This window comes from Sphingomonas sp. BAUL-RG-20F-R05-02, from assembly GCF_022662305.1.
GTDB lineage: Bacteria > Pseudomonadota > Alphaproteobacteria > Sphingomonadales > Sphingomonadaceae > Sphingomonas.
Window position 1 is genome coordinate 131,212 of the sequence record NZ_JAKNQH010000003.1, and the last position, 24,139, is coordinate 155,350.

Below are 24,139 nucleotides of genomic sequence, written 5' to 3' on the forward strand. Positions count from 1 at the left end.
GGCTCAGGGCGCAAGGCGGCTTGGCTGCGCTTCGGCGAGGATTACCGCGAACTGCTCGTCTTCGTCGGTCCAATCGGCGATCGGTGTCCAGCCGCCGGAACGTAGCAGGATGCGAGCATCGCGCAGGCCGTATTTATGGCTGTTCTCGGTGTGGACCGTGTCGCCCGTCGCCATCGAAAACGCGTGGCCCTCGATGGTAAAGTCCACGTCGGATTGCGCTTCGAGATGCATTTCGATGCGGGCGCGGTCGTCGTTCCAGCGCGCGACGTGGCGGAAACGATCCAGTGGGATCGTGCCGCCCAATTCACGGTTGATGCGCTCCAGCAGGTTGAGGTTGAAGGCGGCCGTGACACCTGCGGCATCATCATAGGCGGCGGTGAGGATCGAAGCGTCCTTGATACGGTCCATACCGATCAGCAGCATCGCACCTTCTCCGAGCGACGCCTTCATCGCACGCAGCAGATCGACCGAGGAATGCGGCACCATGTTGCCGATCGTGGAGCCGGGGAAGAACCCGAGTTTGGGTGCGTCTGCGATCTCGTTGGGTAACGCGATCGGCTTCATGAAGTCGCCTTCGACCGGCAACACCGCCAGGCCGGGGAACGCGCTGGCCAGCGCGGCCGAGGATTCGCGCAGGAAGTCACCGGAAATGTCGATCGGCACATACGCGGCCGGCGCCACCGCCGCGAGTACCAGCGGTGTCTTCATCGACGATCCCGATCCAAACTCGACCACCGCGCGACCCGGACCGGCCAGCTTCGCCACCTCGGGCGCGATGCGGCGCAAGATCGCGGTTTCGGCGCGCGTTGGATAATATTCGGGCAGATCGGTGATCGCTTCGAACAGCTCCGAACCGCGCCGATCATAGAACCACCGCGCCGGGATGGCGCGCGGACGTATCTCGAAGCCACGTAAAACGTCCGCGCGGAACGCGGGATCGGCGAGGCTGGCCTGACCGTCTTCGATTTCGGGCTTGAGCATCTAGAGATCCTTTGCCAGCCGAACGCCGGTGAACTGCCAGCGCTGGTGGGGATAGAAGAAGTTGCGGTAGCTCGCGCGGGCGTGGCCGCGCGGGGTGGCGCACGAGCCGCCTCGCAACACGAACTGGCCGCTCATGAACTTGCCGTTGTACTCGCCGACGGCGCCCTCGATGGCGCGAAAGCCCGGGTAAGGACGAAACGCGCTGCCAGTCCATTCCCATACGTCGCCGTAAAACGCCGGACCGTCCGCCGACGGGCGCGGCTCGACCGGGCCGGCCACATCGAGCTGGTTGCCAGCACCCGCGTCTTGACCGGCGGCCGAGGCTTCCCATTCGAATTCGGTCGGGAGGCGCGCGCCGGCCCAGCTTGCATAGGCGTCGGCCTCGTAGAGACTGACGTGCGTGACGGGCGCGGCCGGGTCGATCGGGCGGCGCCCGTCGAGACCGAAGCGCGTCCAGACATCCTCACGACGCTCCCAATACATCGGCGCGTCAATCGCGTTGGCCTTCACCCACGCCCAGCCGTCCGACAGCCAATGGCGCGGATCCGTGTAGCCGCCATCGGCGATGAACGCCGCCCATTCGCCGTTGGTGACGGTGCGATCGGCAAGCGCATGGGGGGCGAGCAACGCCGCATGGCGCGGGCCTTCGCAATCGAACGCGAAATGCGGATCGTCATGGCCAATCTGTGCGATGCCGCCATCGCGCTCGATCCAGCCGACCGGCCCCGGCATTGCCACCGGCACCTTGCGCGCACCCGGCCAAAGCGCCGGCTCGAGCGGGTTTTCGGACATCAGGTGGAGAATATCGGTGAGCAGCAGTTCCTGATGCTGCTCCTCATGATGGCAGCCGAGCCGGATCAATTCGCGCGCGTCTTGCGGCAGGTCGGGCAGCGCTAGTTCGATCTCCGCGTCGACATGCGCGCGATAGGCCAAAACCTCGTCGAGCGTCGGGCGTGTGATCATGCCACGCCGTGCGCGGCTGTGGCGGCGACCCTCCGCTTCGTAATAGCTGTTGAACAGGAACGGGAAACGCTCATCGAAGCGACGGTAACCGGGTACGAAATCGCGCAACACGAAGGTTTCGAAGAACCAGGTGGTATGCGCGAGATGCCATTTCGCCGGGGAGGCATCCTCCATCGACTGCACCGTCGCATCGGCGTCCGACAAGGGCCCGACCAGTGCAACGCTGAGCCGGCGAACGGAGTCATAGCGTGCGCAGAGCGCCTCGGGAGACGGAGATAAACCGAGGCGTGTTCTCATAACGTTCCTTCGTATCGACCTCTGACTGGGTGTCAACGGCCGAACGGCAGGCACGCGTTTATGGGCGCGACCCACCTGGAGCCCACAGAACGTCCCCATCGGCCATTTTGTTCACGTAACGGCTCGCGACGAACAGATAATCCGACAGTCGGTTAAGGTAGGCGAGCGCCGCAGGGTTGAGCGGCACATGGTCGCCAGCGGCGATGGCAGCGCGTTCCGCGCGACGCACGATCGCGCGCGCGAGGTGCAGCGCCGCACCCGCGCCGCTGCCGCCAGGCAGGATGAAGCTGGTGAGCGGCTCGAGATCGGCGTTCATCGCATCGATCTCATCCTCCAGCCGCGTCACCTGCGCGGGCACGATGCGCAGCGTCATCTCGCCGGGGGTGAAATCCTCCCCCGGTGTGGCGAGATCGGCGCCAAGATCGAACAGATCGTTCTGGATCCGCGTCAAGACCGCGACTGGCTCGGCACTGCCGAGCGCCACCACCGCCACGCCGATCGCGCTGTTCGCCTCATCGACATCGCCGATCGCGGCCATGCGTGGATCGGCCTTGGACACACGCGAACCATCGACCAGCCCGGTGGTGCCGCCGTCTCCGGTACGCGTGTAGATCTTGTTGAGCTTGACCAAGGATCAGCTCTTGCTGCTGCCGATGAACAGGATCAGCACGATGATGAAGATCGCGATCGCCTGGAAGAAGATGCGGTATTGCATCATCTTGTTGGACTTGATCGCCGAGTCGTTCGGCACGTTCGGATCGCCATCGCCGCGCGCGTCGGCACTGGCGTTGAGAAGGAACGCGGCGAGGCCCCGCACCAGCACGACCACCGTAGCGATCATCGCGGCGATCAGCAGGAGGAAAAGGAACGTGCTCATCGGCGGAGCCTACGCTCTTGCGGCGGCGATGCCAATGGGAAGCCGACCGGCGCGCAGTGTCGCCGCGAGTTCGGGTCCGACCTGACCCGACTCGCGAAGTGCTGCCAGCGATGGCGCGCCTTCGCGCTTGGCCAGGCGCTTGCCGCCTGAGTCGGTGAGCAGCGCGTGGTGGCTGTAGATTGGCGTCGGCAGCGCGAGCAGCGCCTGTAGCAGACGATGGACATCGGTGGCGGCGAACAGATCGGCGCCGCGCACGATGTGGCTGACACCCTGCCATGCATCATCGATGGTGACGGCAAGGTGGTAGCTTGCGGGCGCATCCTTGCGCGCGAGTACGACATCGCCGTGCGCGAGCGGGTTTGCCGGCACCGACCCGGCGATCTCGTCCAGCCAGCCGAGGGTGCCGGTGCGCGCGACCGCCTTGCCCATGTCGAGGCGCCAGCAATGCGGCTCCGCCATACGCGCGCCGGCTTCCGCCGCCGAAAGCGCGCGGCAGGTGCCAGGATACACGCCCTCCGGACCGCCATGCGGCGCGGCGAGGCTCGCGGCTATCTCCGCGCGCGTGCAGAAACACGGATAGAGCAGGCCCATGTCCCGCAACTGGCCGAGCGCGTGCGCATAGGCGTCGAGCCGGGTCGATTGCCGCACCGCCGGCCCGTCCCACGTCAGGCCGAGCCAGCGCAGATCCTCCTCGATACCGGCAATGAATTCGGCCCGGCTCCGCGTGCCGTCGATATCCTCGATCCGCAGCAGGAACCGCCCGCCATCCGCCCGCGCACGATCATGCGCGAGGATCGCGGACCAGGCATGGCCGAGGTGCAGTCGCCCGGTCGGGCTGGGCGCGAAGCGGGTGACGGTCATCACCGAATCTCCACTGGGCCTTGACCGCGAGTCGTGCGCTGTGCTGTCATCACCCCGTCATCCTAGTGGGCGATTGCCGCACAAGGAAGCGAGGGGAACGCGCAAGTGTACCATCCCGACTTGATCCGCCACCCGGACAGTTGCCCGGCGCTGGTGCTGAACGCCGACTATACGCCGCTGAGCTATTATCCGCTCAGCATCTGGCCGTGGCAGACCGCGATCAAGGCGGTGTTCCTCGATCGCGTCGCGATCGTTGCCGAATACGAGCGCGAGGTGCGCAGCCCGACCGCGAAGATCAAACTGCCCTCGGTGATCGCGCTGAAGCAATATGTCCGGCCGAGCGCATTCCCGGCGTTCACGCGCTTCAACCTGTTCCTGCGCGACAAGTTCGAATGCCAATATTGCGGCGCCGGGCATGACCTGACGTTCGACCACATCATTCCCCGCGCGCAGGGCGGCCGCACCACGTGGGAGAATGTCGCCACCGCCTGCGCGCCGTGCAACCTCAGGAAAGGCGGCCGCACCCCCAAACAGGCCGGTATGCCGCTGTACCTGGAGGCGATCCGCCCGACCAACTGGCAGTTGCAGGAACACGGCCGGCGTTTCCCGCCGAACTTCCTGCACGCGACCTGGCGCGACTGGCTCTATTGGGACGTCGAGCTGGAGGCTTGAAGGTTCCTCGGTTCCCGCCGTCGCCGAAGGAAGCCAAGGTCGGCGGCGTCGTCAGAACGGCACTTTCAACGTAACCTTCGCCTGCGCATCGCCGAGCCGACCCTGGTCGATATGCGGCGTGATCGTGCTGCCGCCGGGCAGGTTGATCCGAAATCGCGGGTCCTTCACGAAACGTTCGGGCAGGGCGCGCAGCCGGTAGGTTTCCTGCGCGTCCACCCGGCCGCACACCACAATGTCGCCGTTCGCATCGCTCGGGCATGGCGGCGGCAGCACGCTGGTGCGCGCCGGCGGCGCGGCGGGCGCGGCATCGGGCAGGGTCGCCGCTTGCAGGAACATCGCCGTCCATCCGAGCATCGCGTGTCGCCTCCTGCGGGACCGATCCGGGAACCTCGCTTGAGAACATGGCGGCAAGATGGTCGCTCCCGCGGCTTCGCCATTGACCCTGCCTCCACCGCGATGCAGCATCGCGCCATGGCTGACCTCCCCTCGATCGCGAACAATCCCGACGTCCGCTTCCTCGGCAAGATGCTCGGCGACGTCATCCGCGCCTATGGCGGGGAACTGCTGTTCAAGCGCACCGAATATATCCGCGCCGCCTCGGTGGACCGGCATCGCGGCGTGGCGGGGGGCGAGGTTGATCTCGGCCTGGGCAGCCTCAGCCTCGACGAGACGCTCGATTTCGTGCGCGGCTTCATGCTGTTCTCGATGCTCGCCAACCTTGCCGAGGATCGCCACGGCGTGACGGCGGAACAGGGCGCGGATGTCGCCTCCGCGCTCGCGCGGCTGGAGGGCGAGGGGATCGACAAGGCGCAGGTAATGGCGCTGCTCGACCACGCGCTGATCGCGCCGGTGCTGACCGCACACCCCACCGAAGTGCGTCGCAAGTCGATGATCGACCACCGCAATCGCATCGCCGAGCTGATGGCGCTGAAGGATGCCGGCCTGTCCGAAACGCCCGATGGCGACGACGTGGACGAGGCGATCTATCGCCAGATCGCCTTGCTGTGGCAGACGCGCGTGCTGCGCCGCGAACGGCTCTACGTCACCGATGAGGTCGAAACTGCGCTCAGCTATCTGCGCGATGTGTTCCTGCCGACGCTGCCCGCGCTCTATCAGCGCTGGGACCGGGCGCTCGGCGAACGCGCACCGAGTTTCCTGCGCCCGGGGAGCTGGATCGGCGGCGATCGTGACGGCAACCCGTTCGTCACCGCCGACAGCTTGCGTACCGCGCTCGGCAAATCGTGCGAGGCGGTGATCGGTTACTATCTGGAGGCGCTCAGCGGGCTCGGCGCGGAACTGTCGATTTCCAGCGACCTCGCCAGTGTCGATGCCTCGGTGATCGCGTTGGCGGAAGCGAGCGGCGACACCGGTCCGAGCCGCAGCGACGAGCCATATCGCCGTGCGCTGACCGGCGTGTACGCGCGCCTCGCCGCGACGCACCTCGCGCTCACCGGCAAACCCGCCGCCCGTCCCGCCGCGGTCAAGGGCGAGCCGTACCCCGACCCGCAGGCGTTTCGCGCCGATCTCGTCGCGATCGCGCGCGCGCTGCGCGCCGGCGGATCGGGTGCGCTCTCCAGCGGTGGCGCGCTCGGCCGGCTGATCCGCGCGGTCGAGACGTTCGGCTTCCACCTCGCCACCCTCGACATGCGCCAGAACAGCGCGGTGCATGAACGCGTGGTGGCGGAACTGCTCAAGGTCGCCGGGGTCGAGGCGGATTACCTCGCGCTGTCGGAATCGCAGCGGGTCTCGCTGCTGCGCCACGAACTTTCCAACGCGCGCCCGCTGACCAGCCCATTTGCCGACTATTCGGACGAGACCAACTCCGAACTGGCGATCGCCCGCGCCGCCGCCGAGGCGCACGCGACATACGGGCCGGGCTGTATCACCAACTATATCGTGTCGATGGCGCAGTCGGTGTCGGACCTGCTCGAAATCAACGTGCTGCTCAAGGAGGTCGGCCTGTACCGCCCAGGCGACGCGCCCACCGCCGCGATCATGGCGGTGCCGCTGTTCGAGACGATCGGCGATCTCGAAGCCGCGCCCGCGATCATGACCGAATGGTTCGCGCTGCCCGAGGCCGGCGCGATCACCCGCGCGCGCGGCTATCAGGAAGTGATGATCGGCTATTCCGATTCGAACAAGGATGGCGGTTATCTTACCTCGACGTGGTCGCTGTCGAAAGCGTCGACCGCGCTGAAAGCGGTGTTCGAGCGCGCCGGCATCGGTATGCAGCTGTTCCACGGGCGCGGCGGTGCGGTCGGGCGTGGCGGCGGCTCGTCGTTCGCGGCGATCCGCGCGCAGCCGACCGGCACCGTGCAGGGCCGCATCCGCATCACCGAACAGGGCGAGGTGATCGCCGGCAAATACGGCACCCGCGAAAGCGCGATGATAAACCTCGAGGCGATGACCTCGGCGGCGTTGCTCGCCAGCCTCGAACCCGATCCGATCGCGCCGGCGGATCAGGCGCGCTTCTCGGCGGCGATGGACCGGATTTCGGACGCGGCGTTCACCGCCTATCGCGATCTCGTCTACGGCACCGAGGGCTTCCGCACCTTCTTCCGCCAGATGACGCCGCTCACCGAGATCGCCGGCCTCAACATCGGCTCGCGCCCGGCGAGCCGCACCAAGTCCGACCGGATCGAGGATCTGCGCGCGATTCCGTGGGTGTTCAGCTGGGCGCAGGCGCGGGTGATGCTGCCGGGCTGGTACGGCGTCGGGCAGGCGCTCAGCAGCTTCGAGGACAAGGGCCTGCTGGTCGAGATGGCGCAGAGCTGGCCGTTCTTCGCGGCGATGCTCGGCAACATGGAGCAGGTGATGGCGAAGTCGGACATGGGCATCGCCGAACGCTACGCCGCGCTGGTCGAGGACCCCGCGCTGGCGAGCGCGATCTTCCCGCGCATCCGCGATGGCTGGCAGGTGACCTACGACACGCTGTTGACGGCGACGGGGCAATCGCATTTGCTCGAAAAGCACCCCGCGCTCGACGCGTCGATCCGGTTGCGGCTGCCCTATATCGAGCCGCTCAACATGCTCCAGATCGAGCTCATCAAACGCCGCCGTGCCGGTGAGGAGGACGAGCGGGTCGGGCAGGGCATCCTGCTGTCGATCAATGCGATTGCTACGGCGCTCAGGAATTCCGGCTAGGCCAGGCGCGCGAGAGATTAGCAAAGCTAATCGCAAGCCCGGCGCAGCCGGAGCCTAGCCCGGCCGGCGGCGCTACAGCGCCGACCGACGACGCGGCTTCGCCGCGGCGTTGCCTTAACCCAGCCCCTCAACTCGTCCCAAACACCCCGCACGCCACCCGCCCGCCACTGTTGCCGGACGGATCGGTCATCAGATCGTCCGGCTTGGCATGCACCACCAGCGCCGAACCGTCCGCATCAAGCAGCCCCGCCATGGTCGCACCCGGCACCGTCACGCCGATCGTGCCGCGCCCGTCGGTACCGATCACCAGATTGGGGAGGTCGCCCTCATGCGGCCCCTGCGGGTTCATCGCGCCGTGCTTCATGCCCGTCGGGTTCCAGTGGCCCCCCGCGCTGGCGAAATCGGGTGCATCGCAGCGCCCAGTCATGTGGATATGCGCACCGTGCATGCCGGGCGGCATCGCGTTGGCATCAACGGTGATGCGCAGCCCCCCGGACACCTCGGTCGCGGTCGCGCGCCCGACATCGGTGCCGTCGGCGGTGTGCAGCATCGCCACGGCGCGTGCGCCGCCGGGCGTCGGCGTGCCGAGTTCGGTCTTGCTATGGTCGCACGCCGCCAGCGTGAGCGTGGCGACGAGGCTGGCCGTGACGATACCGATCCGCATGGTGCATCTCCCTGTTTGCCGGAGACCCTAGCGGCTGTCGCAGGGCGCGCAACCTTGTAGGGCTAGCGCGTCTCGAACGCGCGCACGCCCTTGCCGAGCCGGTTGTCGCCGACCGCCAACCGCTCGTGGCTGTAATCCGCCACGAACGCCGGGCTGCGCGTTTCGCCCGGCGCAAGGCTGGCGGTGTTGCCGACGATCCGCAGACCCGCCGCGCTCTGCTCGCGCACTTCGGCGGCGACCACGATGAAGCCGGTCCAGTTCTCCTTGTCGCGGCCCTGCACGAAGGTGTTGCCCTGGATCAGCCCGGTCGCACCGTTGGGCAGGTCGATCATGTAGTTGGTCTTGTGCCCGGCGGTATCGTCGAAGCTGTTGTTGGTGATCGACACGCGAGGCCCGCGCACCTTGACGTAATGCCCGCCACGACCACGCTCGAACCGTGAGTTGGTGATGGTGACGAGGCCCTTGGTCTCGAAATACACCGAATGCGCGCAGCTCGGGCTCTGGTCGCACTGGCCGAGGCCGGAGAAAGTAGTGTGGTCTATCGTGATCGGGATGTCGGTGCCCGATCCGCCGATGATACCCTCCTGGCTGTCTAGGAACATGGAATTGCGCACCACCAGCGGCCCGGTTTCGATGCGGATGCCGGCGCCATTGCCGTCATCGACCTTGAAGCCACGGAAGACGATGCCGTCGACGGTCGATCCGGTACCGCGCAGCACCAGCGCCGCCTTGCCCTCGCACGCGGTCTGCTCGAAGATCACCCGGCCCGGCACCGCCGCCTTGAAGGTGATGTGCCCGGCCTGCTGGATCGCGCATTCGTGATAGGTGCCGGGTGCGATCACGATCGTCGCATCCTGCCCGCGGATCGCCATCAGCGCCTCGTCGAGCCGCGCGAAGTTTTGCCCGCCCTGCACAGTGAACGGTCCGCCCGCGGATTGCGCGGCAACCGGTGCTGCCAGCGAGAGGAAGGCGAGGGCGAGGATGTGACGCATCGGAACGGCTCCTTTGGGGCGTTGAGATGCGCGCGGGCGGGCGGCTTGGGAAGGCGAATAGAGGGTTAACCTCGTGCCGCCTCTCCCAATCCCGCTCGATTACTTCTTCCCCGAGGTATCCCCGCCGCGCCATGCCCGCTCGAACGGCAGGCGCCAGGCGTGCGGCGCGATGAGCTGGTGGATCGACTTCGGTCCCCACGAACCCGGCTCGTACAGCCGTACCGGGGGTGGGTTCTCCAGCAGCGGGGCGGAGGCGCGCCACAGGCTTTCGATGCCCTCGGCGGTAGTGAACAAGGTGCGGTCGCCGCGCATCGCGTCGAGGATCAGGCGTTCATATGCCTCAAGCACCTCGTCGATCCGCCCGGTCTCCTGCAACGCGAACTGCATCGACAGCTTGTCGAGCCGCATCCCGGGTCCGGGCCGCTTGCCGTAGAACGACAGCGATACACGCGAGGCATCGGCGAGGTCGAAGGTCAGGTGATCCGGCCCCTGCGAGCCGACGCCGGAGCCGGCCGGGAACATGCTCTTGGGCGGCTCGCGAAACGCGATCGAGATGATCCGCTGCCCCTCGGCGAGCTTCTTGCCGGTGCGCAGGTAGAACGGCACCCCCGCCCAGCGCCAGTTGTCGATCTGGCACTTCAGCGCGATGAACGTCTCGGTATCGGACTGCGGATCGACGCCCTCCTCGTCGCGGTAGCCGACATATTGCCCGCGCACCACGTCATGCGGGTCAAGCGGCAGCATCGAGCGGAACACCTTGTTCTTCTCCTCGCCGATCGGGCCGGGTTCGAGCGAGGTCGGCGGCTCCATCGCCATGAAGCCGAGGATCTGGAACAGGTGCGTCACCACCATGTCGCGGAACGCGCCGGTGCTTTCGTAAAAGCCGATGCGTTTGCCCAGGCCCAGCGTCTCGGGAACGTCGATCTGGACGTGATCGATGAAGTTGCGGTTCCAGATCGGCTCGAACAGGCCGTTGGCGAAGCGGAAGGCGAGGATGTTCTGCGCGGGTTCCTTGCCAAGGAAATGGTCGATGCGGAAGATCTGCTCCTCCGCGAAAATCTCGTGCAGCTTGGCGTTCAGCTCGACCGCGCTGGCAAGGTCGACGCCAAACGGCTTCTCCATCACCACGCGCGACCGCTCGATCAATCCGGCCTGCCCGAGCATTCGCGCACTCGACAGCGCGGCGCTCGGCGGTACGCTGAGGTAGTGCAGCCGGCGGCTTTCGGTGCCGAGGCTCTGTTCGGCCGCCAGCACGACTTCGCGTAGCTTCTCCGGCCCGGCAGCGATCGGCAGATAATCGAGCAACGCGGCAAATGCGTCCCATTCGGCATCCGCCACCGGCCGCGTGCCGAACTCGTCGAGCGCGGCGCGCGCGAAGCTGCGGAACGCATCTGCATCCATTTCGTCGAGCGACATGCCGATGATCCGGCAATCCGGAATGAACCCCTCGCTGATGAGGTGGAACATGCCCGGCAGCAGCTTGCGCCGCGCCAGATCGCCGGTCGCGCCGATCAGCACCACCACCTGAGGGTATTTCGGACCGACCGAGAGAGACGCCTTCGACATCGAGAACCCCGCGAATTCGTTGCGCTGCCGTCCCTGCCGGAGCGGCATTCGATAGGCAAACGCTACGGCGCGGTAATCTTTCCGCTCAGATCGCGCGGTCAGTCCAGATTGGGGCGCAGCCAGCGCTTGGCGGTGTCGAGATCGACCCCGCGCCGCGCCGCATAGTCGCTCACCTGATCCTCGCCGATCCGCGCCACGCCGAAATATTCCGCCTGCGGATGGCCGAAGTAGAAGCCCGACACCGCCGCGGTTGGCAGCATCGCGAAACTCTCGGTCAGGCTTGCGCCGGTGTTGTGATGCGCGTCGAGCATCTTGAACAGCATCGTCTTGAGGCTGTGTTCCGGGCAGGCGGGATAGCCCGGGGCGGGGCGGATGCCGCGATATTGCTCACGGATCAGCGCCTCGTTGGTGAGCTGCTCGTCGGGCGCGTAACCCCACAGCTCCTGCCGGACGTGGCTGTGCAGCCGCTCCGCGAACGCCTCGGCGAGACGGTCGGCCAGCGCCTTGAGCAGGATGTCGGAATAGTCGTCGATCGCCGCCTTGAACTTGGCGAGATGCGGTTCGATGCCGTGGATCGACACCGCGAAACCGCCGAGCCAATCGCCGGCAGGGTCGATGAAATCGGCCAGACACATATTGGCGCGGCCCTCGCGCTTGGCGATTTGCTGGCGCAGGAACGGCAGGCGGAACACATCGGTGCCGTCGACCACGTCAAGCGCATCGAGTCCGATCAATTCGCCGGCGTTGAAGTCGCCCTTGGTATCGACGATCACGTCGTCGTCATGGCGCGCGCACGCCCACAGCCCGGCCACGCCGCGCGCGGTCAGCCACTTCTCGTCGATGATGCGGTCGAGCATCTTCTGCGCGTCGGCAAACAGCGCGGTGGCGCTTTCGCCGACCACCGGATCGGTGAGGATCGCCGGGTAGTTGCCGGCCAGTTCCCACGCGCGGAAGAACGGCGTCCAGTCGATCAGCTCGCGCAGGTCGGTCAGGTCCCAGTCGCGGAACACGTGCACGCCGGGCTTGAGCGGGGCGGGCGGCTTGAGCGCCATATCCGCCACGAACGGATTGGCGCGCGCCTTGGCGAGCGGGAGCAGATCGTTGTTGCCCTTGTTGGCGCGGGCGATGCGCACCGCCTCGTAATCCTCCGCCGTCTTGGTGACGAAGGCGTCCTTCTGCGTATCGCTCACCAGCGTCGAGGCGACACCGACCGCGCGGCTGGCGTCGAGCACATGCACGACCGGGCCGTCATAGGCGGGCGCGATCCGCAGCGCGGTGTGCACCTTGGAGGTGGTCGCGCCGCCGATCAGCAGCGGCATGGTGAAGCCGGCGCGTTTCATCTCCTCCGCCACCGTCACCATCTCGTCGAGCGAGGGCGTGATGAGGCCGGACAGGCCGATCATGTCGGCGTCGTTCTCGTTGGCGGCCTTGAGGATGTCGCTCCACGGCACCATCACGCCCATGTCGACCACGTCAAAGCCGTTGCACTGGAGCACCACGCCGACGATGTTCTTGCCGATGTCATGCACGTCGCCCTTCACGGTCGCCATGATGATCTTGCCCTTGCCGCGCGCGCCCGGCTCCTTCGCCGCCTCGATGAAGGGGAGCAGATGCGCCACCGCCTTCTTCATGACGCGCGCGGATTTCACCACCTGCGGCAGGAACATCTTGCCCGATCCGAACAGATCGCCGACCACGTTCATCCCGTCCATCAGCGGCCCCTCGATCACCTCGATCGGCCTCGCGAACATCTGGCGGCATTCCTCGGTATCGTCGACCACGTACATGTCGATGCCCTTGACGAGCGCATGTTCGAGCCGCTTGTTGACCGGCCAGCCGCGCCATTCCTCCGCCGCCTTTTCCGCCACCGCATCGGTGCCGCGAAACTTTTCCGCGAGCGCGATCAGCCGTTCGGTCGGCGTCTCGTCGGGTTTGCGTTGCGGGCGGTTGAGGATGACGTCCTCGCACGCCTCGCGCAGCTCGGGGTCGATATCGTCGTAGATGTCGAGCTGGCCGGCGTTGACGATCGCCATATCCAGCCCGGCGGGGATCGCATGGTACAGGAACACCGAATGCATCGCGCGGCGCACCGGCTCGTTGCCGCGGAACGAGAAGCTAAGGTTGGAGAGGCCGCCCGAGAAATGGACGTGCGGGCATCGCGCCTTGATCTCCTTCACCGCCTCGATGAAGTCGACGCCGTAATTGTTATGCTCCTCGATGCCGGTCGCAACCGCAAAGATGTTGGCGTCGAAGATGATGTCCTCGGGCGGAAAGCCGATCGTCATCAGTACGTTGTACGCGCGTTCGCAGATCTCGATCTTCCGCGCCTGGGTGTCGGCCTGGCCTGCCTCGTCGAACGCCATCACCACCACGGCGGCGCCGTACGCCAAGCACTTCTTGGCCTCGTGGAGGAACTTGGCCTCGCCCTCCTTCATGCTGATCGAATTGACGATCGGCTTGCCCGACACGCACTTCAGCCCCGCCTCGATCACCGACCATTTCGAGCTGTCCACCATGAACGGGATGCGCGCGATATCCGGCTCGGCGGCGATCAGCTTAAGGAAGGTGGTCATGGCATGCTCGGCGTCGAGCAGCCCCTCGTCCATGTTGACGTCGAGCACCTGCGCGCCCGATTCGACCTGCTGGCGCGCCACCTCGATCGCAGCCGGATAGTCGCCCGCCATGATGAGCTTCTTGAAGCGCGCCGAGCCGGTGACGTTGGTGCGCTCGCCGATGTTGACGAAAGAGGTGGAGAGGTTGGTCAAGGCAGTTCCCATCGTCGCCCGGCACGCCGGGGTCTTGCAGTATCGCGGAGGCGGGTGCGGGCTTACCCCGCCATCGTCATCGGCTCCAGCCCGGCGAGCCGCGTCACCACCGGCGGCTTCGGCAGCGCGCGCGGGGTGAGACCTCGCACCGACCGCGCGATCTCGGCGATATGCGCGGGCGTCGATCCGCAGCACCCACCGAGGATGTTGACCTGCCCGGCATCGGCCCATTCCTTGACGAGGCCGGCGGTGGTCTCCGGCATTTCGTCATACTGGCCAAGCTCGTTGGGCAGCCCGGCGTTCGGGTACACCATGATGAGCGTATCGGCGATGCCCGCCAGCGTCTTGACGTGCGGGCGCAACTGCTCCGCCCCGAACGAGCAGTTCAGCCCGATCGTCACCGGCCGCGCGTGGCGCACCGCATGCCAGAACGCCTCGACCGTATGGCCCGACAGGTTGCGCCCGGACAGATCGGTCAGCGTCATCGACAGCATGATCGGCACGTCGCGCCCCAGTGCATCACCCGCCTCGATCGCCGCCATGATGCCGGCCTTGGCGTTGAGCGTATCGAACACCGTCTCGATCAGGATGAAGTCCGCGCCGCCTTCCAGCAAGGCGTCGGTCTGCTCGCGGTACACGTCCTTCAGATAATCGAAGTCGATCTCGCGGTAGCCAGGATCGTTGACGTCCGGGCTCAGCGACAAGGTCTTGTTGGTCGGCCCGATCGCGCCTGCCACGAAGCGCGGGCGGCCGTCGCGCGCCTGATATTCGTCGGCGATACGACGCGCGAGCTGCGCGCTCTGGATGTTGATATCCTTGACCAGCGCCTCCGCGCCGTAGTCCGCCTGGCTGATAACGTTGGCGGAAAACGTGTTGGTCTCGGCGATATCCGCACCCGCCTCGAAATAGGCGCGGTGGATCGTCTCGGGCACTTCCGGCTTCGACAGCGCGAGGATGTCGTTATTGCCCTTCTGATCCTTCAGCAGCCCGAGCGAACCGGCATAATCGGCCTCGGACAGCTTCCAGTTCTGGATCTCGGTGCCGAACGCGCCGTCGGTGATGAGGATACGCTCGGCGGCTTGCGCGAGCAGGGATTCCCGTGGTGTCATCATGATATCCTTCAGGCCGCAACCGCAGCCGCGACCGGTGCCTTTGCGCGAAGCCCGAGCAGGTGGCAGATCGCGAAGCTCAGTTCGGCGCGGTTGAGCGTGTAGAAATGCAGCGAGCGCACGTCGCCCGCATACAGTTTGCGGCACAGTTCGGCGGCGAGCGTCGCGGCGATCAACTGGCGGGCGGTGGCATGATCCTCCAGCCCGTCGAACAGCCGCCCCAGCCACGCCGGCACCTCGGTGCCACACAGTTTCGACATCTTGACGATGCTGGCGAAATTGGTGACCGGCATGATGCCGGGCACCATCTCCGCGGTGATCCCGGCGGCGGCGGCGGCATCGCGGAAGCGGAAGAACGTTTCGGGCTGGAAGAAGAACTGCGTGATGCCGCGTGTCGCGCCTGCGTCGATCTTGCGCTTGAGGTTATCGAGATCGTGCGCGAGGCCCTGCGAATCGGGGTGGCATTCCGGATAGGCGGCGACCGAAATTTCGAACGGATGCAGCCGCTTCAGCCCCGCCACCAGATCGGCGGCGTTGGTGTAGCCTTGCGAGTGCGGCACGAACCCGTCCGCGCCCGGCGCATCGCCGCGCAGCGCCACGATATGCCGCACGCCGGCCTGCCAATAGGCATCGGCGATCTCGTCGATCTCGCCCTTCGATGCCTCGACGCAGGTGAGATGCGCAGCGGCGGGCATGCTCGTCTCCGCCTGGATGCGCGCGACGGTGGCGTGGGTGCGCTCCCGCGTCGAACCGCCCGCGCCATAAGTGACCGAGACGAACTCGGGGCGGAACGGCTCGAGCGTCTTCACCGTCTCCCACAACGCCTCTTCCATCTTCGGCGTCTTGGGCGGGAAGAACTCGAACGACACCGACGTATCGCCCGCCACGTCGGCGAACAGCGGCGCCTCCAGCGCGCGGCGCGCTTCCTCAAGCTGCGAAACCGAGATCGTCATGCCGCCTTCACCTCATGTACCGTCTGTTCGGCCGAAGCGCGTTTGCGCGCCAGCCAGAGTTTCACCGTCAGTTCGCCGCCTTCCAGCGTCTCGATCCGCTCGGGCGCTAGGCCTGCGGCGGCGAACCATGTCGTCATCTGTTCGTCCGAGAAACCAAGCCGGGTATGCGCGTCGCGCGTGCGCAATTCCTCGCAATCGTGCGGCGCAAAATCGGCGATCAGCAGCCGTCCGCCGCTACCCAGCACACGCGCGGCCTCCGCGATCGCCGCGCCGGGCTGTTGCGCGAAGTGCAGCACATGGTGGACGATGGCAAGATCGGCCGCACCATCGCCAAGCGGCAGCGCATAGAGATCGGCCTGCCGCAGTTCGGCATTGTCGATGCCGTGGCTCGACAGTTTTGCGCGGGCAAGGCGCAGCATCTCGGAGCTTCGGTCGATTCCCAAAGCCTGCTCGGCGTGCCCTGCGAACAGTTCGAGCATGCGGCCCGTGCCGGTGCCGATGTCGATCATCTGCCGCACCTTGTTCTCGCCGAGCACCGCGCCGATCGCCGCCTCGACCTGTTCCTCGGCGATGTGGAGCGAGCGGATCGCATCCCATTCGCGCGCATTCGCCTCGAACCATTGCGCCGCCGAGGCCGCGCGGTCGGCGCGCACCGCCGCCAGCCGCGCCGCATCCGCCGTCGCCCAATGATCCGGCGCGAGCGTGTTCCACGCATCCAGCGCGTCCGCCACCGGCGTTACCCGGTCCGCCGCGCCCAAGGCCACGAACACCCAGCTGCCCTCCTTGCGTCGTTCCGCCAAACCCGCATCGCACAGGATCTTGACGTGGCGGCTGACGCGCGGCTGGCTCTGCCCGAGCACCTGCGCGAGTTCGCCGACCGACAGCTCCATTGTGCGCAGCAGCGCCAAGATGCGCAGCCGCGTGCCGTCGGCAAGCGCACGGAAGATGTCGAGGGCGATGGTCATCGTGGGAACGAGACATAAAGATATCTTTATATGCGGTCAATCACGCGATCGCGTGGCGGTGGACCTTTCCCTCGATTGCAGGCGTTGTCGCGTTTCAATATCCCCTCATGCATTCATCCTGACGGAGCCGTCACCATGAAGAAGACCCTTCTCCTTGCTCTCGCCGCCACCATTGCGCTCGCCTCGTGCAGCCAGAAGGCGCAGGATGAAAGCGCGCAGGCCGCCGACACCACGGCCGCCGATGCCAACGCCACCATGCGCACCGCCGCCAACAGCACCGAAGCCGCCGCTGACAAGGCGTTCGGATCGGCGGAGGCGACGATGGACAATGCCGGCGATGCGATCGGCAACGCCGCCGACAAGGCCAAGGACAAGACCGGCCAGGCGCTTAAGGATGCCGGCAACACGGTCGAGAATTGATCGCGGTGCGCCGCGGTTTTGCCCTCGTAGTTGCGTGTGCGCTCCCGCTGGCGCTCGTCGCGTGCGGATCGAACACCACGCCGGGCGCGATGAGCGGCAGCGAGGCGCAGCAGCTCAATGACGCGGCGATGATGCTCGACGCCAACAGCATGGATGCCAACGCCGCCACCATCGTCGACGACAATACGCAGGATAACAGCGAATGACCGAACTCCGCCGCTTGGGGGCAACCAATCTCCACATCCTGCCGCTGGTACTCGGCGGCAACGTGTTCGGCTGGACCGCCGACCGCACCGCCAGCTTCGCCGTGCTCGACGCGTTCGTTGCCGGCGGTGGCACGATGATCGATACCGCCGACATGTATTCCAACTGGGTGCCGGGGCATCACGGCGGCGAATCGGAAACCATCCTCGGCGAATGGCTGAAAGCCTCGGGTAAGCGCGATTCGGTGGTGATCGCTACCAAGGTCGGCATGCTCCCGGTCGAGAACGGCTCGTCCTTGTCGGCACAGGCGATCGTCGCCGGGTGCGACGCCTCGCTACAGCGGCTCGGCATTGATACGATCGACCTCTATTACGCGCACAAGGATGACGCGGACGTACCGCTCGACGAAATGACCGAGGCGTTCGCTTCCTTGGTCAAGGCGGGCAAGGTGCGCGCGCTTGGCGCGTCCAATTTCCACGCCATGCGGCTGAAGGCCGCGGTCGATACCGCGCGCGCTGCCGGTATCCCGCATTTTCAGGTGTTGCAGCCCGAATATAACCTCGTCAGCCGCCACCATTTCGAGGGGCAGTTGCAGGACTATTGCGTCGAGAACAACATCGGCGTGGTGCCCTATTATGGGCTCGCGTCGGGCTTTCTCACCGGCAAGTATCGCTCGGCCGATGATATGAAAAAGAGCGCGCGCGGCGGCGGCATGGCCGACCTCATCACTCAGAAATCGGGCGTTCTCGCCGCGATGGATGGCGTCGCGGCGGAGACCGGCGCAACGCTCGCGCAGATCGCGCTTGCCTGGCTCGCCGCGCAACCGGGCGTGGTGGCGCCGATCGCCAGCGCCACGAGCGTCGCACAGGTCGAGGATCTGCTCGGCGCGACGCGGCTCGTGCTGAGCGCGGAGCAAATCGACCGGTTGAGCGACGCGGGGGCGTAACCCCCGCGTCGTCATCGTCTCGCCGACGGACCCCGTTCAGCGTCGGAAGACGCCGAGGGGGATCCTCTTCCCTGAACGCCTTCGACGATCATGACCCGATACTCGCCGGCTTTCAGGCGGTGCTGCATCGCCGCCTGATAGCCTGGTCCATGATACCATGCCCGCGCGTCTTCGACGCTCGGGAACTCCAGCACGACGACACCGTCCGGCGCGGGGCCCTCCAGCGCTTCCACCGTGCCGTAGAAGGCGAGCCGCTTGACCGGAAACCCCTCGCTCCCGCGTTCGCGGTTCATCCGCTCATATTCCGCCATCTCAGCGGAATTGTGAACCGGCTCGTCACGGATGAAGAGGATGTAGGCGCTCATCGTTGCTCTCTCACGCGACCGGTTGCTGGTTCTTCATCGCCTCGATCAGCTTCTTGACCTCCTGGCTGCGGCCGCGCGGCAGGATCAGCACGTCATTGCCGCTCGCCACCACGATCAGATCGTCCACCCCGACGATGGCGACACGCACGCCGTCTGTGCGCACTAGGCAGTTGGTCGTCTCGATCGCGATCACCTCACCGGCGGCCCCGCTCGAATGCGCGTTGCCGGCGGCGTCGAGATCGCTGATCGCGTGGAGCGCGTCCCAGCTGCCGACGTCGTTCCAGCCCATGCTGACCGGCACCACCGCGACGCGCTCGGCCTTCTCCATCACCGCATAGTCAATCGAATTGTCCGGCGAGCCCGCGAACGCCTCCACGTCCGGGAAGATGCGCTTGCCGTCGTGGTTAGCCTTCGCCATCGCAAGCTGGCAGGCGGCGAGCATCGTCGGAGCATGGGTCGAGAGCGCGTCGAGATACGTGTCGGCACGGAACAGGAAGATGCCGCCGTTCCAGGTGTGGTCGCCCGCCTCCAGCATCGCCTCCGCCTTGTCGCGCGGCGGCTTCTCGACGAAGTGCGCGACACGGTGCACGCCGCCGCCGATTTCCTCGCCGACCTTGATCCAGCCGTAGCCGGTCTCGGCCGCGTCGGGAGCGATGCCGAACGTGACCAGCCAGCCGTCCGCGACGAGCGGCAGCGCGGCCTGGATCGCGTCGTGGAACGCAGCGACATCGGCGATGACGTGATCCGACGGCATGACCAGCAGCGGGCTCGAACCCTCGGCCGCGAGCGCGGCAAGCGCAATCGCCGGTGCGGTGTTGCGCGCGATCGGCTCCAGAATGATCGCCTGCGCATTGGCGCCGATGTGGTCGAGCTGCTCGTCGACCATGTCGGCATGGCGTGCGTTGGCGACCACGATCGGGCCGCTGAAATGCTCGCCCTTGGCACGCATGGCGGTGAGCTGGAGCATCGTCTCCTCGGCGGTCAGCGCGAGCATCTGCTTCGGGCGCTCCGGGCGCGACATCGGCCAAAGCCGCGTTCCCGACCCGCCGGACAGGATGACAGGCGTGATCGAGGTAGAAAGCGGCATCACAAAGTCTCCGAGTATTTTGATGGGCTGTCATGTATCGCTAGCTGGTTGATCGATCCAGCGTAAACGGTTGCGTGGCGACGCGCCTTACCAGAACGGACATCTGGTCGTTACCTTTCTCGCGATCGCCCAGAACAACATGCTTGGTGCCCATCGCGGCTTGTGCTTGGTTGGCGATGTACGCAGACGCTTGAGCCGGTAGCGCCATCATGGGCTTACGCGCAGGGAAGGAAATCGGATGACGGCAACGGCGGAGGTGTTCGGCGCGCGTTCGTGGCTGTTCGCGCCCGGCGACAGCGCGAAGAAGATGACCAAGGCCACCGCCAGCGCGGCCGACATCGTGCTGATCGATCTGGAAGATGCGGTGGCGGAGGCCGAGAAACCGTGCGCCCGCGCTGCCGTTCGCGACTTCCTCGCGGCGCAGGCTGATGGGCACGAGCGGCTGTGGGTGCGGGTCAACCCGCTCGACGGGCCGCACACGCTGGCGGATCTCGCGGCGGTGATGCCGGGGCGGCCGGGCGGGATCATGCTGCCGAAAGCGAACGGTCGCGACGATGTCGAGCGGCTCGACCATTACCTGTCAGCGTTCGAGGCGGCGCATGGGATCGACGTCGGTGCTACCAAGGTGATCGTGCTGGTCACCGAGACGGCGGCGGCGATGTTCCGGACCGGCGATTATGCCGGCGCGCCGCGTCTGGTGGCGTTGACCTGGGGCGCGGAGGACCTTGCCGATGCGCTCGGCGCGAGCGTCAATCGCAATGACGATGGCGGCTACGGCTTCACCTATGAACTCGCACGCAGCCTGTGCCTGCTCGGCGCGGCGGCGGCGGGCGTGGCGGCGATCGAAACGATCCAGGCCGATTTCCGCGATCTCGACGGCTTGCGGACGCGCGCGGAGAAAGTGCGGCGTGACGGCTATCGCGGGATGCTGGCGATCCATCCGGCACAGGTCGAGGTCATAAACGCCGCCTTCTCGCCGAGTGCCGAGGAGATTGCGGCGGCGAAGCGGATCGTCGATCTGTTCGCGGCCAATCCCGGCGTTGGCACGATTGCGGACGTGAGCGGAATGCTCGACCGGCCGCACCTCGCTCGCGCGCAGGCGCTGCTGCGGCAGGCGGGGGTGGGCGGCTAGCTGCGGCTTGATCGCGGCGCCGACAGGCATGCGCGGGCGGCAAAGCTATCAGCACTCAGGCCACCATGCTCCGCACTTGATCGTGGCCCACGCAGCGCCGTGGGGTAACGTATCAGCAGGGCCCGGTCTGTTTGCGGATGAAGCGTTGCCGCCGCTCAGCGAGGCGCAATGCCGGCGGTGAGGATGTCGACCATCTGCGCCGCCACGTCGGGCGCGTCGAACCGTCCGGCGGGGTCGTACCAGCGCGCGGGCCAGTTGAGCGCGCCCGCCAGCGTGAAGGCGAGCAGCGTGGGGTCGGCCGGCGCGATCGACCCGTCCGCCATGCCTTCCGCGATCAATCCGCGCATCGCCGCGTCTATCTCGCGCTTCATCGCACGCAGCCGGTCCGCGCTATCCGGGCTGAGTGCTTCCTCGGGCGTGCGGATCACGCAGGCGCCGAACGCGTCCATATTGACCTCGGCATAACGGCGCAGGAACGCTTGCAAGCGGTCGAGCCCGCGACCTGGCGTGGCATGCGCGGCGTCGGCGGCGGCGATCAACTGCTGAAGGCCCATAGTCAGACATTCGAGCAGTACCTGATCCTTGTTGCCGAGATAGTGGTAGATCGTCGGCTTCGAGATGCCGAGGCTGGCCGCCACGTCATCCAGCGAGGTCGCGTGGAACCCGCGTTCGTTGAACATCGCCACCGCCGCCGCCAGCACCGCGTGGCGCTTGGCGGCGCGATCCGCCCGGCGTTGCTCGGGTGAGGGAAAGGGGGACGTGTTCATCGGCGTCCTGCTTGACGGCAAACTGGTAAGAAGGCATCCTACTCACGAGTAGCATGCTTTGGAAAGCCTATGATTTTTAACGAGACGCAAAGCGCGATCCAGCAAGTGGTGCGCGACTTCGCACAGGTGCGCATCCGCCCGCACAGCGCCGTGTTCGAGGCGGCGAAAGGCTATCCGCGCGCGCTATTCGAGGAGGTGGCGGCGCTCGGCATGATGGGCATGACTGCGCCCGAATCGGTCGGCGGGGCGGCGGCGGACTATGTGTCCTACGCGCTTGCGCTGATCGAGATCGCTGCTGCCGATGGCGCGCTTTCCACCATCGTCAGTATCCAGAACAGCCTGATCGTGTCGGGGCTGGTCAAGGACGGCAACGCGGAACAGCAGGCGCGTTTCCTGCCCGACCTGATCGCCGGCCGCATGCTCGGCGCATTCGCGTTGACCGAAACCGATGCCGGCTCCGACGCCGCAGCAATGCGCACCCGCGCCGAGAAGGTGGACGGTGGCTACCGGCTGAACGGGGCCAAGCAGTTCATCTCGTGCGCGAGCATTGCCGGTATCGCGATCGTCTATGCCGTCACTGATCCCGCGGCGGGAAAGCGCGGCATCACCGGCTTCATCGTGCCAACCGACTCGCCCGGCTACCATGTCGACAAGGTCGAGCATAAGCTCGGGCAGGCGGCGTCCGACACCTGCGCGATCCGGTTCGACGATGTGTTCGTCGCCGACGACTTGCGGCTGGGTGCCGAAGGGGCGGGCTATGGCATCGCGCTGTCCAACCTCGAGGCAGGCCGCATCGGCATCGCCGCGCAGTGTATCGGCATGGCGCAGGCGGCGCTGGAGATTGCGATCGGTTACGCCAAGGACCGCAAGAGTTTCGGGCAGGCGATCATCCAGCATCAGGCGGTCGGCTTTCGGCTCGCAGATCTCGCCGCCAAGCTGGAGGCGGCGCGGCATCTGGTACTGCACGCCGCGAGCATGAAGGATGCCGGTTTGCCGTGCCTGAAGGAGGCATCGATGGCCAAGCTGGTCGCCTCGGAAACGGCGGAGAGCGTGGTCTCGGGCGCGCTCCAGACGCTCGGCGGTTACGGCTATCTGGAGGAGTTCGGCGTGGCGCGGATCTACCGCGACGTGCGCGTGTGCCAGATCTATGAAGGCACGTCCGATATTCAGCGCATGGTGATCGCGCGCGCTTTGTAACGATCAACACGAGGAAGCCTTATGTCCGATCCTGTCGTCATCGTCAGTTACGCGCGCACGCCGATGGGCGCGTTCCAGGGTGCGCTCGCGCCGTTGAAGGCGACCGAATTGGGCGCGATCGCGGTCGCCGCCGCGGTCGAGCGCGCTGGCGTGTCGGGTGATGCGATCGAGCGTATCTATATGGGTTGCGTACTGCCGGCGGGTCTCGGTCAGGCGCCGGCGCGGCAGGCGGCGATCGGCGCCGGGCTGCCCAACTCGGTCGAAGCGACGACGATCAACAAGATGTGCGGATCGGGGATGCAGGCGGCGATCATGGCGCATGAGGCGCTGGCATCAGGCGCGATCGACTTGGCGATCGCCGGCGGCATGGAGAGCATGAGCAACGCGCCCTATGCGCTGCCAAAGCATCGCGGCGGCGCGCGTTTCGGCCATGACGTCATCATCGACACGATGGCGATGGACGGGCTGGAGGATGCCTACGAGCCCGGCAAGGCGATGGGCGTGTTCGCGGAAGCCTCGGCGGGCGACTATCAGTTCACGCGCGCCGAACAGGATGACTATGCGATCCGATCGCTGACGCGCGCCAACGAAGCGATCGCCAGCGGCGCGTTCGCGCGTGAGATCGCGCCCGTTACGGTCAAGCTGCGTGGTGGCGAATCGGTGGTGGCGGTGGACGAGCAGCCGGGTCGCGCCAAGCCGGACAAGATCCCGTCGCTGAAGCCCGCTTTCGCAAAGGACGGCACGATCACGGCCGCGAACGCGTCGTCGATTTCGGATGGTGCGGCGGCGCTGGTGATGACGCGGCAAAGCGTGGCGGAGAAGCTGGGCCTGACGGTGGTTGCGCGCGTGGTGGCGACGGCTGGTCACGCGCACGAACCGGCGAAGTTCACCACCGCGCCGGTGCCGGCGATCCGCAAGGTGCTCGACAAGGCCGGATGGAGCGTGGCCGACGTCGACCTGTTCGAGGTGAACGAGGCGTTCGCGGTGGTGGCGATGATCGCGGCGCGTGATCTCGACATTCCGGCGGACAAGCTCAACGTCAACGGCGGCGCGACCGCACTCGGCCATCCGATCGGCGCGTCGGGCGCGCGCATCATGGCGACGTTGCTGGCGGCACTTGAGGCGCGCGGGCTGAAGCGCGGTGTGGCCAGCCTGTGCATCGGCGGGGGCGAGGCGACGGCGGTGGCGCTGGAAATAGTATAGTCGAAAGGC

At 66.5% G+C, this 24,139-nt stretch carries 24 protein-coding genes; 8 read left to right on the top strand and 16 right to left on the bottom strand.

The features are described from left to right. Nucleotides 1-3 precede the first annotated feature (3 nt). The 5 genes from egtD to gluQRS are packed head-to-tail and all read right to left on the bottom strand — an operon-like array spanning nucleotide 4 to nucleotide 3,979. Nucleotides 4-981, bottom strand: a complete 978-nt coding sequence (egtD, locus tag L8F97_RS08675; RefSeq protein WP_242148559.1) for an L-histidine N(alpha)-methyltransferase — start codon at nucleotides 979-981, stop codon at nucleotides 4-6. Next, nucleotides 982-2,241, bottom strand: coding sequence for an ergothioneine biosynthesis protein EgtB (gene egtB, locus L8F97_RS08680; RefSeq protein WP_242148560.1), 1,260 nt, complete (start codon nucleotides 2,239-2,241; stop codon nucleotides 982-984). A gap of 58 nt (nucleotides 2,242-2,299) precedes the next feature. Further along, nucleotides 2,300-2,872 (bottom strand): cob(I)yrinic acid a,c-diamide adenosyltransferase, encoded by a 573-nt coding sequence (locus L8F97_RS08685; RefSeq protein WP_242148563.1) that lies wholly within the window; start codon nucleotides 2,870-2,872, stop codon nucleotides 2,300-2,302. Nucleotides 2,873-2,875: 3 nt separating this feature from the next. Further along, a complete protein-coding gene (locus L8F97_RS08690; protein WP_242148565.1) occupies nucleotides 2,876-3,118 on the bottom strand; it encodes a twin transmembrane helix small protein in 243 nt (80 codons plus the stop codon). 9 nt (nucleotides 3,119-3,127) lie between these two features. Beyond that, complete coding sequence (gene gluQRS, locus L8F97_RS08695; RefSeq protein ID WP_242148567.1) at nucleotides 3,128-3,979, bottom strand: tRNA glutamyl-Q(34) synthetase GluQRS; 852 nt, start codon at nucleotides 3,977-3,979, stop codon at nucleotides 3,128-3,130. Between the two features lie 105 nt (nucleotides 3,980-4,084). On the opposite strand from gluQRS, the gene L8F97_RS08700 reads away from it, so the two are divergent. After that, nucleotides 4,085-4,651, top strand: a complete 567-nt coding sequence (locus L8F97_RS08700; protein ID WP_242148569.1) for an HNH endonuclease — start codon at nucleotides 4,085-4,087, stop codon at nucleotides 4,649-4,651. A 51-nt stretch (nucleotides 4,652-4,702) separates the two neighbouring features. On the opposite strand, the gene L8F97_RS08705 is transcribed toward L8F97_RS08700, so the two are convergent. After that, complete coding sequence (locus L8F97_RS08705) at nucleotides 4,703-5,005, bottom strand: hypothetical protein (RefSeq protein WP_242148570.1); 303 nt, start codon at nucleotides 5,003-5,005, stop codon at nucleotides 4,703-4,705. Nucleotides 5,006-5,122: 117 nt separating this feature from the next. On the opposite strand from L8F97_RS08705, the gene ppc reads away from it, so the two are divergent. Continuing rightward, entirely contained in the window at nucleotides 5,123-7,795 is a 2,673-nt protein-coding gene (gene ppc / locus L8F97_RS08710) for a phosphoenolpyruvate carboxylase (protein ID WP_242148572.1), read from the top strand. A 127-nt stretch (nucleotides 7,796-7,922) separates the two neighbouring features. Here the strand turns inward: ppc and L8F97_RS08715 are convergent, their stop codons facing one another. From L8F97_RS08715 to L8F97_RS08745, 7 genes are all read right to left on the bottom strand, one after another. After that, entirely contained in the window at nucleotides 7,923-8,459 is a 537-nt protein-coding gene (locus L8F97_RS08715; protein WP_242148574.1) for a superoxide dismutase family protein, read from the bottom strand. 62 nt (nucleotides 8,460-8,521) lie between these two features. Further along, nucleotides 8,522-9,451: a right-handed parallel beta-helix repeat-containing protein gene (locus tag L8F97_RS08720; protein WP_242148575.1), complete on the bottom strand. Its 930-nt coding sequence runs from the start codon at nucleotides 9,449-9,451 to the stop codon at nucleotides 8,522-8,524. Nucleotides 9,452-9,550: 99 nt separating this feature from the next. Beyond that, on the bottom strand, nucleotides 9,551-11,017 hold the full coding sequence (zwf, locus tag L8F97_RS08725) for a glucose-6-phosphate dehydrogenase (RefSeq protein ID WP_242148576.1): 1,467 nt from the start codon (nucleotides 11,015-11,017) through the stop codon (nucleotides 9,551-9,553). Between the two features lie 98 nt (nucleotides 11,018-11,115). Continuing rightward, nucleotides 11,116-13,794, bottom strand: coding sequence for a methionine synthase (gene metH / locus L8F97_RS08730; RefSeq protein WP_409929021.1), 2,679 nt, complete (start codon nucleotides 13,792-13,794; stop codon nucleotides 11,116-11,118). Nucleotides 13,795-13,844: 50 nt separating this feature from the next. Beyond that, a complete protein-coding gene (locus L8F97_RS08735) occupies nucleotides 13,845-14,891 on the bottom strand; it encodes a homocysteine S-methyltransferase family protein (protein WP_242148578.1) in 1,047 nt (348 codons plus the stop codon). Nucleotides 14,892-14,902: 11 nt separating this feature from the next. After that, complete coding sequence (metF, locus tag L8F97_RS08740) at nucleotides 14,903-15,844, bottom strand: methylenetetrahydrofolate reductase [NAD(P)H] (RefSeq protein WP_242148579.1); 942 nt, start codon at nucleotides 15,842-15,844, stop codon at nucleotides 14,903-14,905. After that, nucleotides 15,841-16,809: an ArsR/SmtB family transcription factor gene (locus L8F97_RS08745; RefSeq protein WP_242148580.1), complete on the bottom strand. Its 969-nt coding sequence runs from the start codon at nucleotides 16,807-16,809 to the stop codon at nucleotides 15,841-15,843. The genes metF and L8F97_RS08745 overlap by 4 nt, the downstream gene beginning before the upstream one ends. A gap of 135 nt (nucleotides 16,810-16,944) precedes the next feature. Here L8F97_RS08745 and L8F97_RS08750 point away from each other — a divergent pair, with 135 nt between their 5' ends. Genes L8F97_RS08750 through L8F97_RS08760 form a run of 3 tightly spaced genes read left to right on the top strand, consistent with a single transcriptional unit; the run spans nucleotide 16,945 to nucleotide 18,379 of the window. Further along, nucleotides 16,945-17,229 (top strand): hypothetical protein, encoded by a 285-nt coding sequence (locus L8F97_RS08750; RefSeq protein WP_242148581.1) that lies wholly within the window; start codon nucleotides 16,945-16,947, stop codon nucleotides 17,227-17,229. A 5-nt stretch (nucleotides 17,230-17,234) separates the two neighbouring features. After that, entirely contained in the window at nucleotides 17,235-17,435 is a 201-nt protein-coding gene (locus L8F97_RS08755; RefSeq protein WP_242148582.1) for a hypothetical protein, read from the top strand. Next, nucleotides 17,432-18,379: an aldo/keto reductase gene (locus L8F97_RS08760; RefSeq protein ID WP_242148583.1), complete on the top strand. Its 948-nt coding sequence runs from the start codon at nucleotides 17,432-17,434 to the stop codon at nucleotides 18,377-18,379. Before L8F97_RS08755 ends, L8F97_RS08760 begins: the two co-directional genes overlap by 4 nt. Nucleotides 18,380-18,390: 11 nt before the next feature. Here the strand turns inward: L8F97_RS08760 and L8F97_RS08765 are convergent, their stop codons facing one another. After that, on the bottom strand, nucleotides 18,391-18,744 hold the full coding sequence (locus tag L8F97_RS08765) for a DUF1330 domain-containing protein (protein WP_242148584.1): 354 nt from the start codon (nucleotides 18,742-18,744) through the stop codon (nucleotides 18,391-18,393). 10 nt (nucleotides 18,745-18,754) lie between these two features. Further along, nucleotides 18,755-19,765, bottom strand: coding sequence for a sugar phosphate nucleotidyltransferase (locus tag L8F97_RS08770; RefSeq protein ID WP_242149073.1), 1,011 nt, complete (start codon nucleotides 19,763-19,765; stop codon nucleotides 18,755-18,757). A 304-nt stretch (nucleotides 19,766-20,069) separates the two neighbouring features. Here L8F97_RS08770 and L8F97_RS08775 point away from each other — a divergent pair, with 304 nt between their 5' ends. Then, entirely contained in the window at nucleotides 20,070-20,963 is an 894-nt protein-coding gene (locus L8F97_RS08775) for an HpcH/HpaI aldolase/citrate lyase family protein (protein WP_242148585.1), read from the top strand. A gap of 155 nt (nucleotides 20,964-21,118) precedes the next feature. On the opposite strand, the gene L8F97_RS08780 is transcribed toward L8F97_RS08775, so the two are convergent. After that, entirely contained in the window at nucleotides 21,119-21,730 is a 612-nt protein-coding gene (locus tag L8F97_RS08780) for a TetR/AcrR family transcriptional regulator (protein WP_242148586.1), read from the bottom strand. 69 nt (nucleotides 21,731-21,799) lie between these two features. Here L8F97_RS08780 and L8F97_RS08785 point away from each other — a divergent pair, with 69 nt between their 5' ends. After that, entirely contained in the window at nucleotides 21,800-22,927 is a 1,128-nt protein-coding gene (locus L8F97_RS08785) for an acyl-CoA dehydrogenase family protein (protein WP_242148587.1), read from the top strand. 21 nt (nucleotides 22,928-22,948) lie between these two features. Continuing rightward, entirely contained in the window at nucleotides 22,949-24,130 is a 1,182-nt protein-coding gene (locus tag L8F97_RS08790; protein ID WP_242148589.1) for an acetyl-CoA C-acyltransferase, read from the top strand. Nucleotides 24,131-24,139: the final 9 nt, after the last annotated feature.

Coding starts and splice junctions, on each gene's coding strand:
- metH (WP_409929021.1), bottom strand. CDS start 13,794: ATGGGAACTGCCTTGACCAACCTCTCCACCTCTTTCGTCAACATCGGC.
- L8F97_RS08720 (WP_242148575.1), bottom strand. CDS start 9,451: ATGCGTCACATCCTCGCCCTCGCCTTCCTCTCGCTGGCAGCACCGGTT.
- L8F97_RS08760 (WP_242148583.1), top strand. CDS start 17,432: ATGACCGAACTCCGCCGCTTGGGGGCAACCAATCTCCACATCCTGCCG.
- gluQRS (WP_242148567.1), bottom strand. CDS start 3,979: ATGACCGTCACCCGCTTCGCGCCCAGCCCGACCGGGCGACTGCACCTC.
- L8F97_RS08775 (WP_242148585.1), top strand. CDS start 20,070: ATGACGGCAACGGCGGAGGTGTTCGGCGCGCGTTCGTGGCTGTTCGCG.
- metF (WP_242148579.1), bottom strand. CDS start 15,844: ATGACGATCTCGGTTTCGCAGCTTGAGGAAGCGCGCCGCGCGCTGGAG.
- L8F97_RS08785 (WP_242148587.1), top strand. CDS start 21,800: ATGATTTTTAACGAGACGCAAAGCGCGATCCAGCAAGTGGTGCGCGAC.
- L8F97_RS08770 (WP_242149073.1), bottom strand. CDS start 19,765: ATGTCGCGCCCGGAGCGCCCGAAGCAGATGCTCGCGCTGACCGCCGAG.
- L8F97_RS08735 (WP_242148578.1), bottom strand. CDS start 14,891: ATGACACCACGGGAATCCCTGCTCGCGCAAGCCGCCGAGCGTATCCTC.
- L8F97_RS08790 (WP_242148589.1), top strand. CDS start 22,949: ATGTCCGATCCTGTCGTCATCGTCAGTTACGCGCGCACGCCGATGGGC.
- L8F97_RS08705 (WP_242148570.1), bottom strand. CDS start 5,005: ATGCTCGGATGGACGGCGATGTTCCTGCAAGCGGCGACCCTGCCCGAT.
- egtD (WP_242148559.1), bottom strand. CDS start 981: ATGCTCAAGCCCGAAATCGAAGACGGTCAGGCCAGCCTCGCCGATCCC.
- L8F97_RS08745 (WP_242148580.1), bottom strand. CDS start 16,809: ATGACCATCGCCCTCGACATCTTCCGTGCGCTTGCCGACGGCACGCGG.
- egtB (WP_242148560.1), bottom strand. CDS start 2,241: ATGAGAACACGCCTCGGTTTATCTCCGTCTCCCGAGGCGCTCTGCGCA.
- L8F97_RS08690 (WP_242148565.1), bottom strand. CDS start 3,118: ATGAGCACGTTCCTTTTCCTCCTGCTGATCGCCGCGATGATCGCTACG.
- L8F97_RS08750 (WP_242148581.1), top strand. CDS start 16,945: ATGAAGAAGACCCTTCTCCTTGCTCTCGCCGCCACCATTGCGCTCGCC.
- L8F97_RS08780 (WP_242148586.1), bottom strand. CDS start 21,730: ATGAACACGTCCCCCTTTCCCTCACCCGAGCAACGCCGGGCGGATCGC.
- ppc (WP_242148572.1), top strand. CDS start 5,123: ATGGCTGACCTCCCCTCGATCGCGAACAATCCCGACGTCCGCTTCCTC.
- L8F97_RS08765 (WP_242148584.1), bottom strand. CDS start 18,744: ATGAGCGCCTACATCCTCTTCATCCGTGACGAGCCGGTTCACAATTCC.
- zwf (WP_242148576.1), bottom strand. CDS start 11,017: ATGTCGAAGGCGTCTCTCTCGGTCGGTCCGAAATACCCTCAGGTGGTG.
- L8F97_RS08715 (WP_242148574.1), bottom strand. CDS start 8,459: ATGCGGATCGGTATCGTCACGGCCAGCCTCGTCGCCACGCTCACGCTG.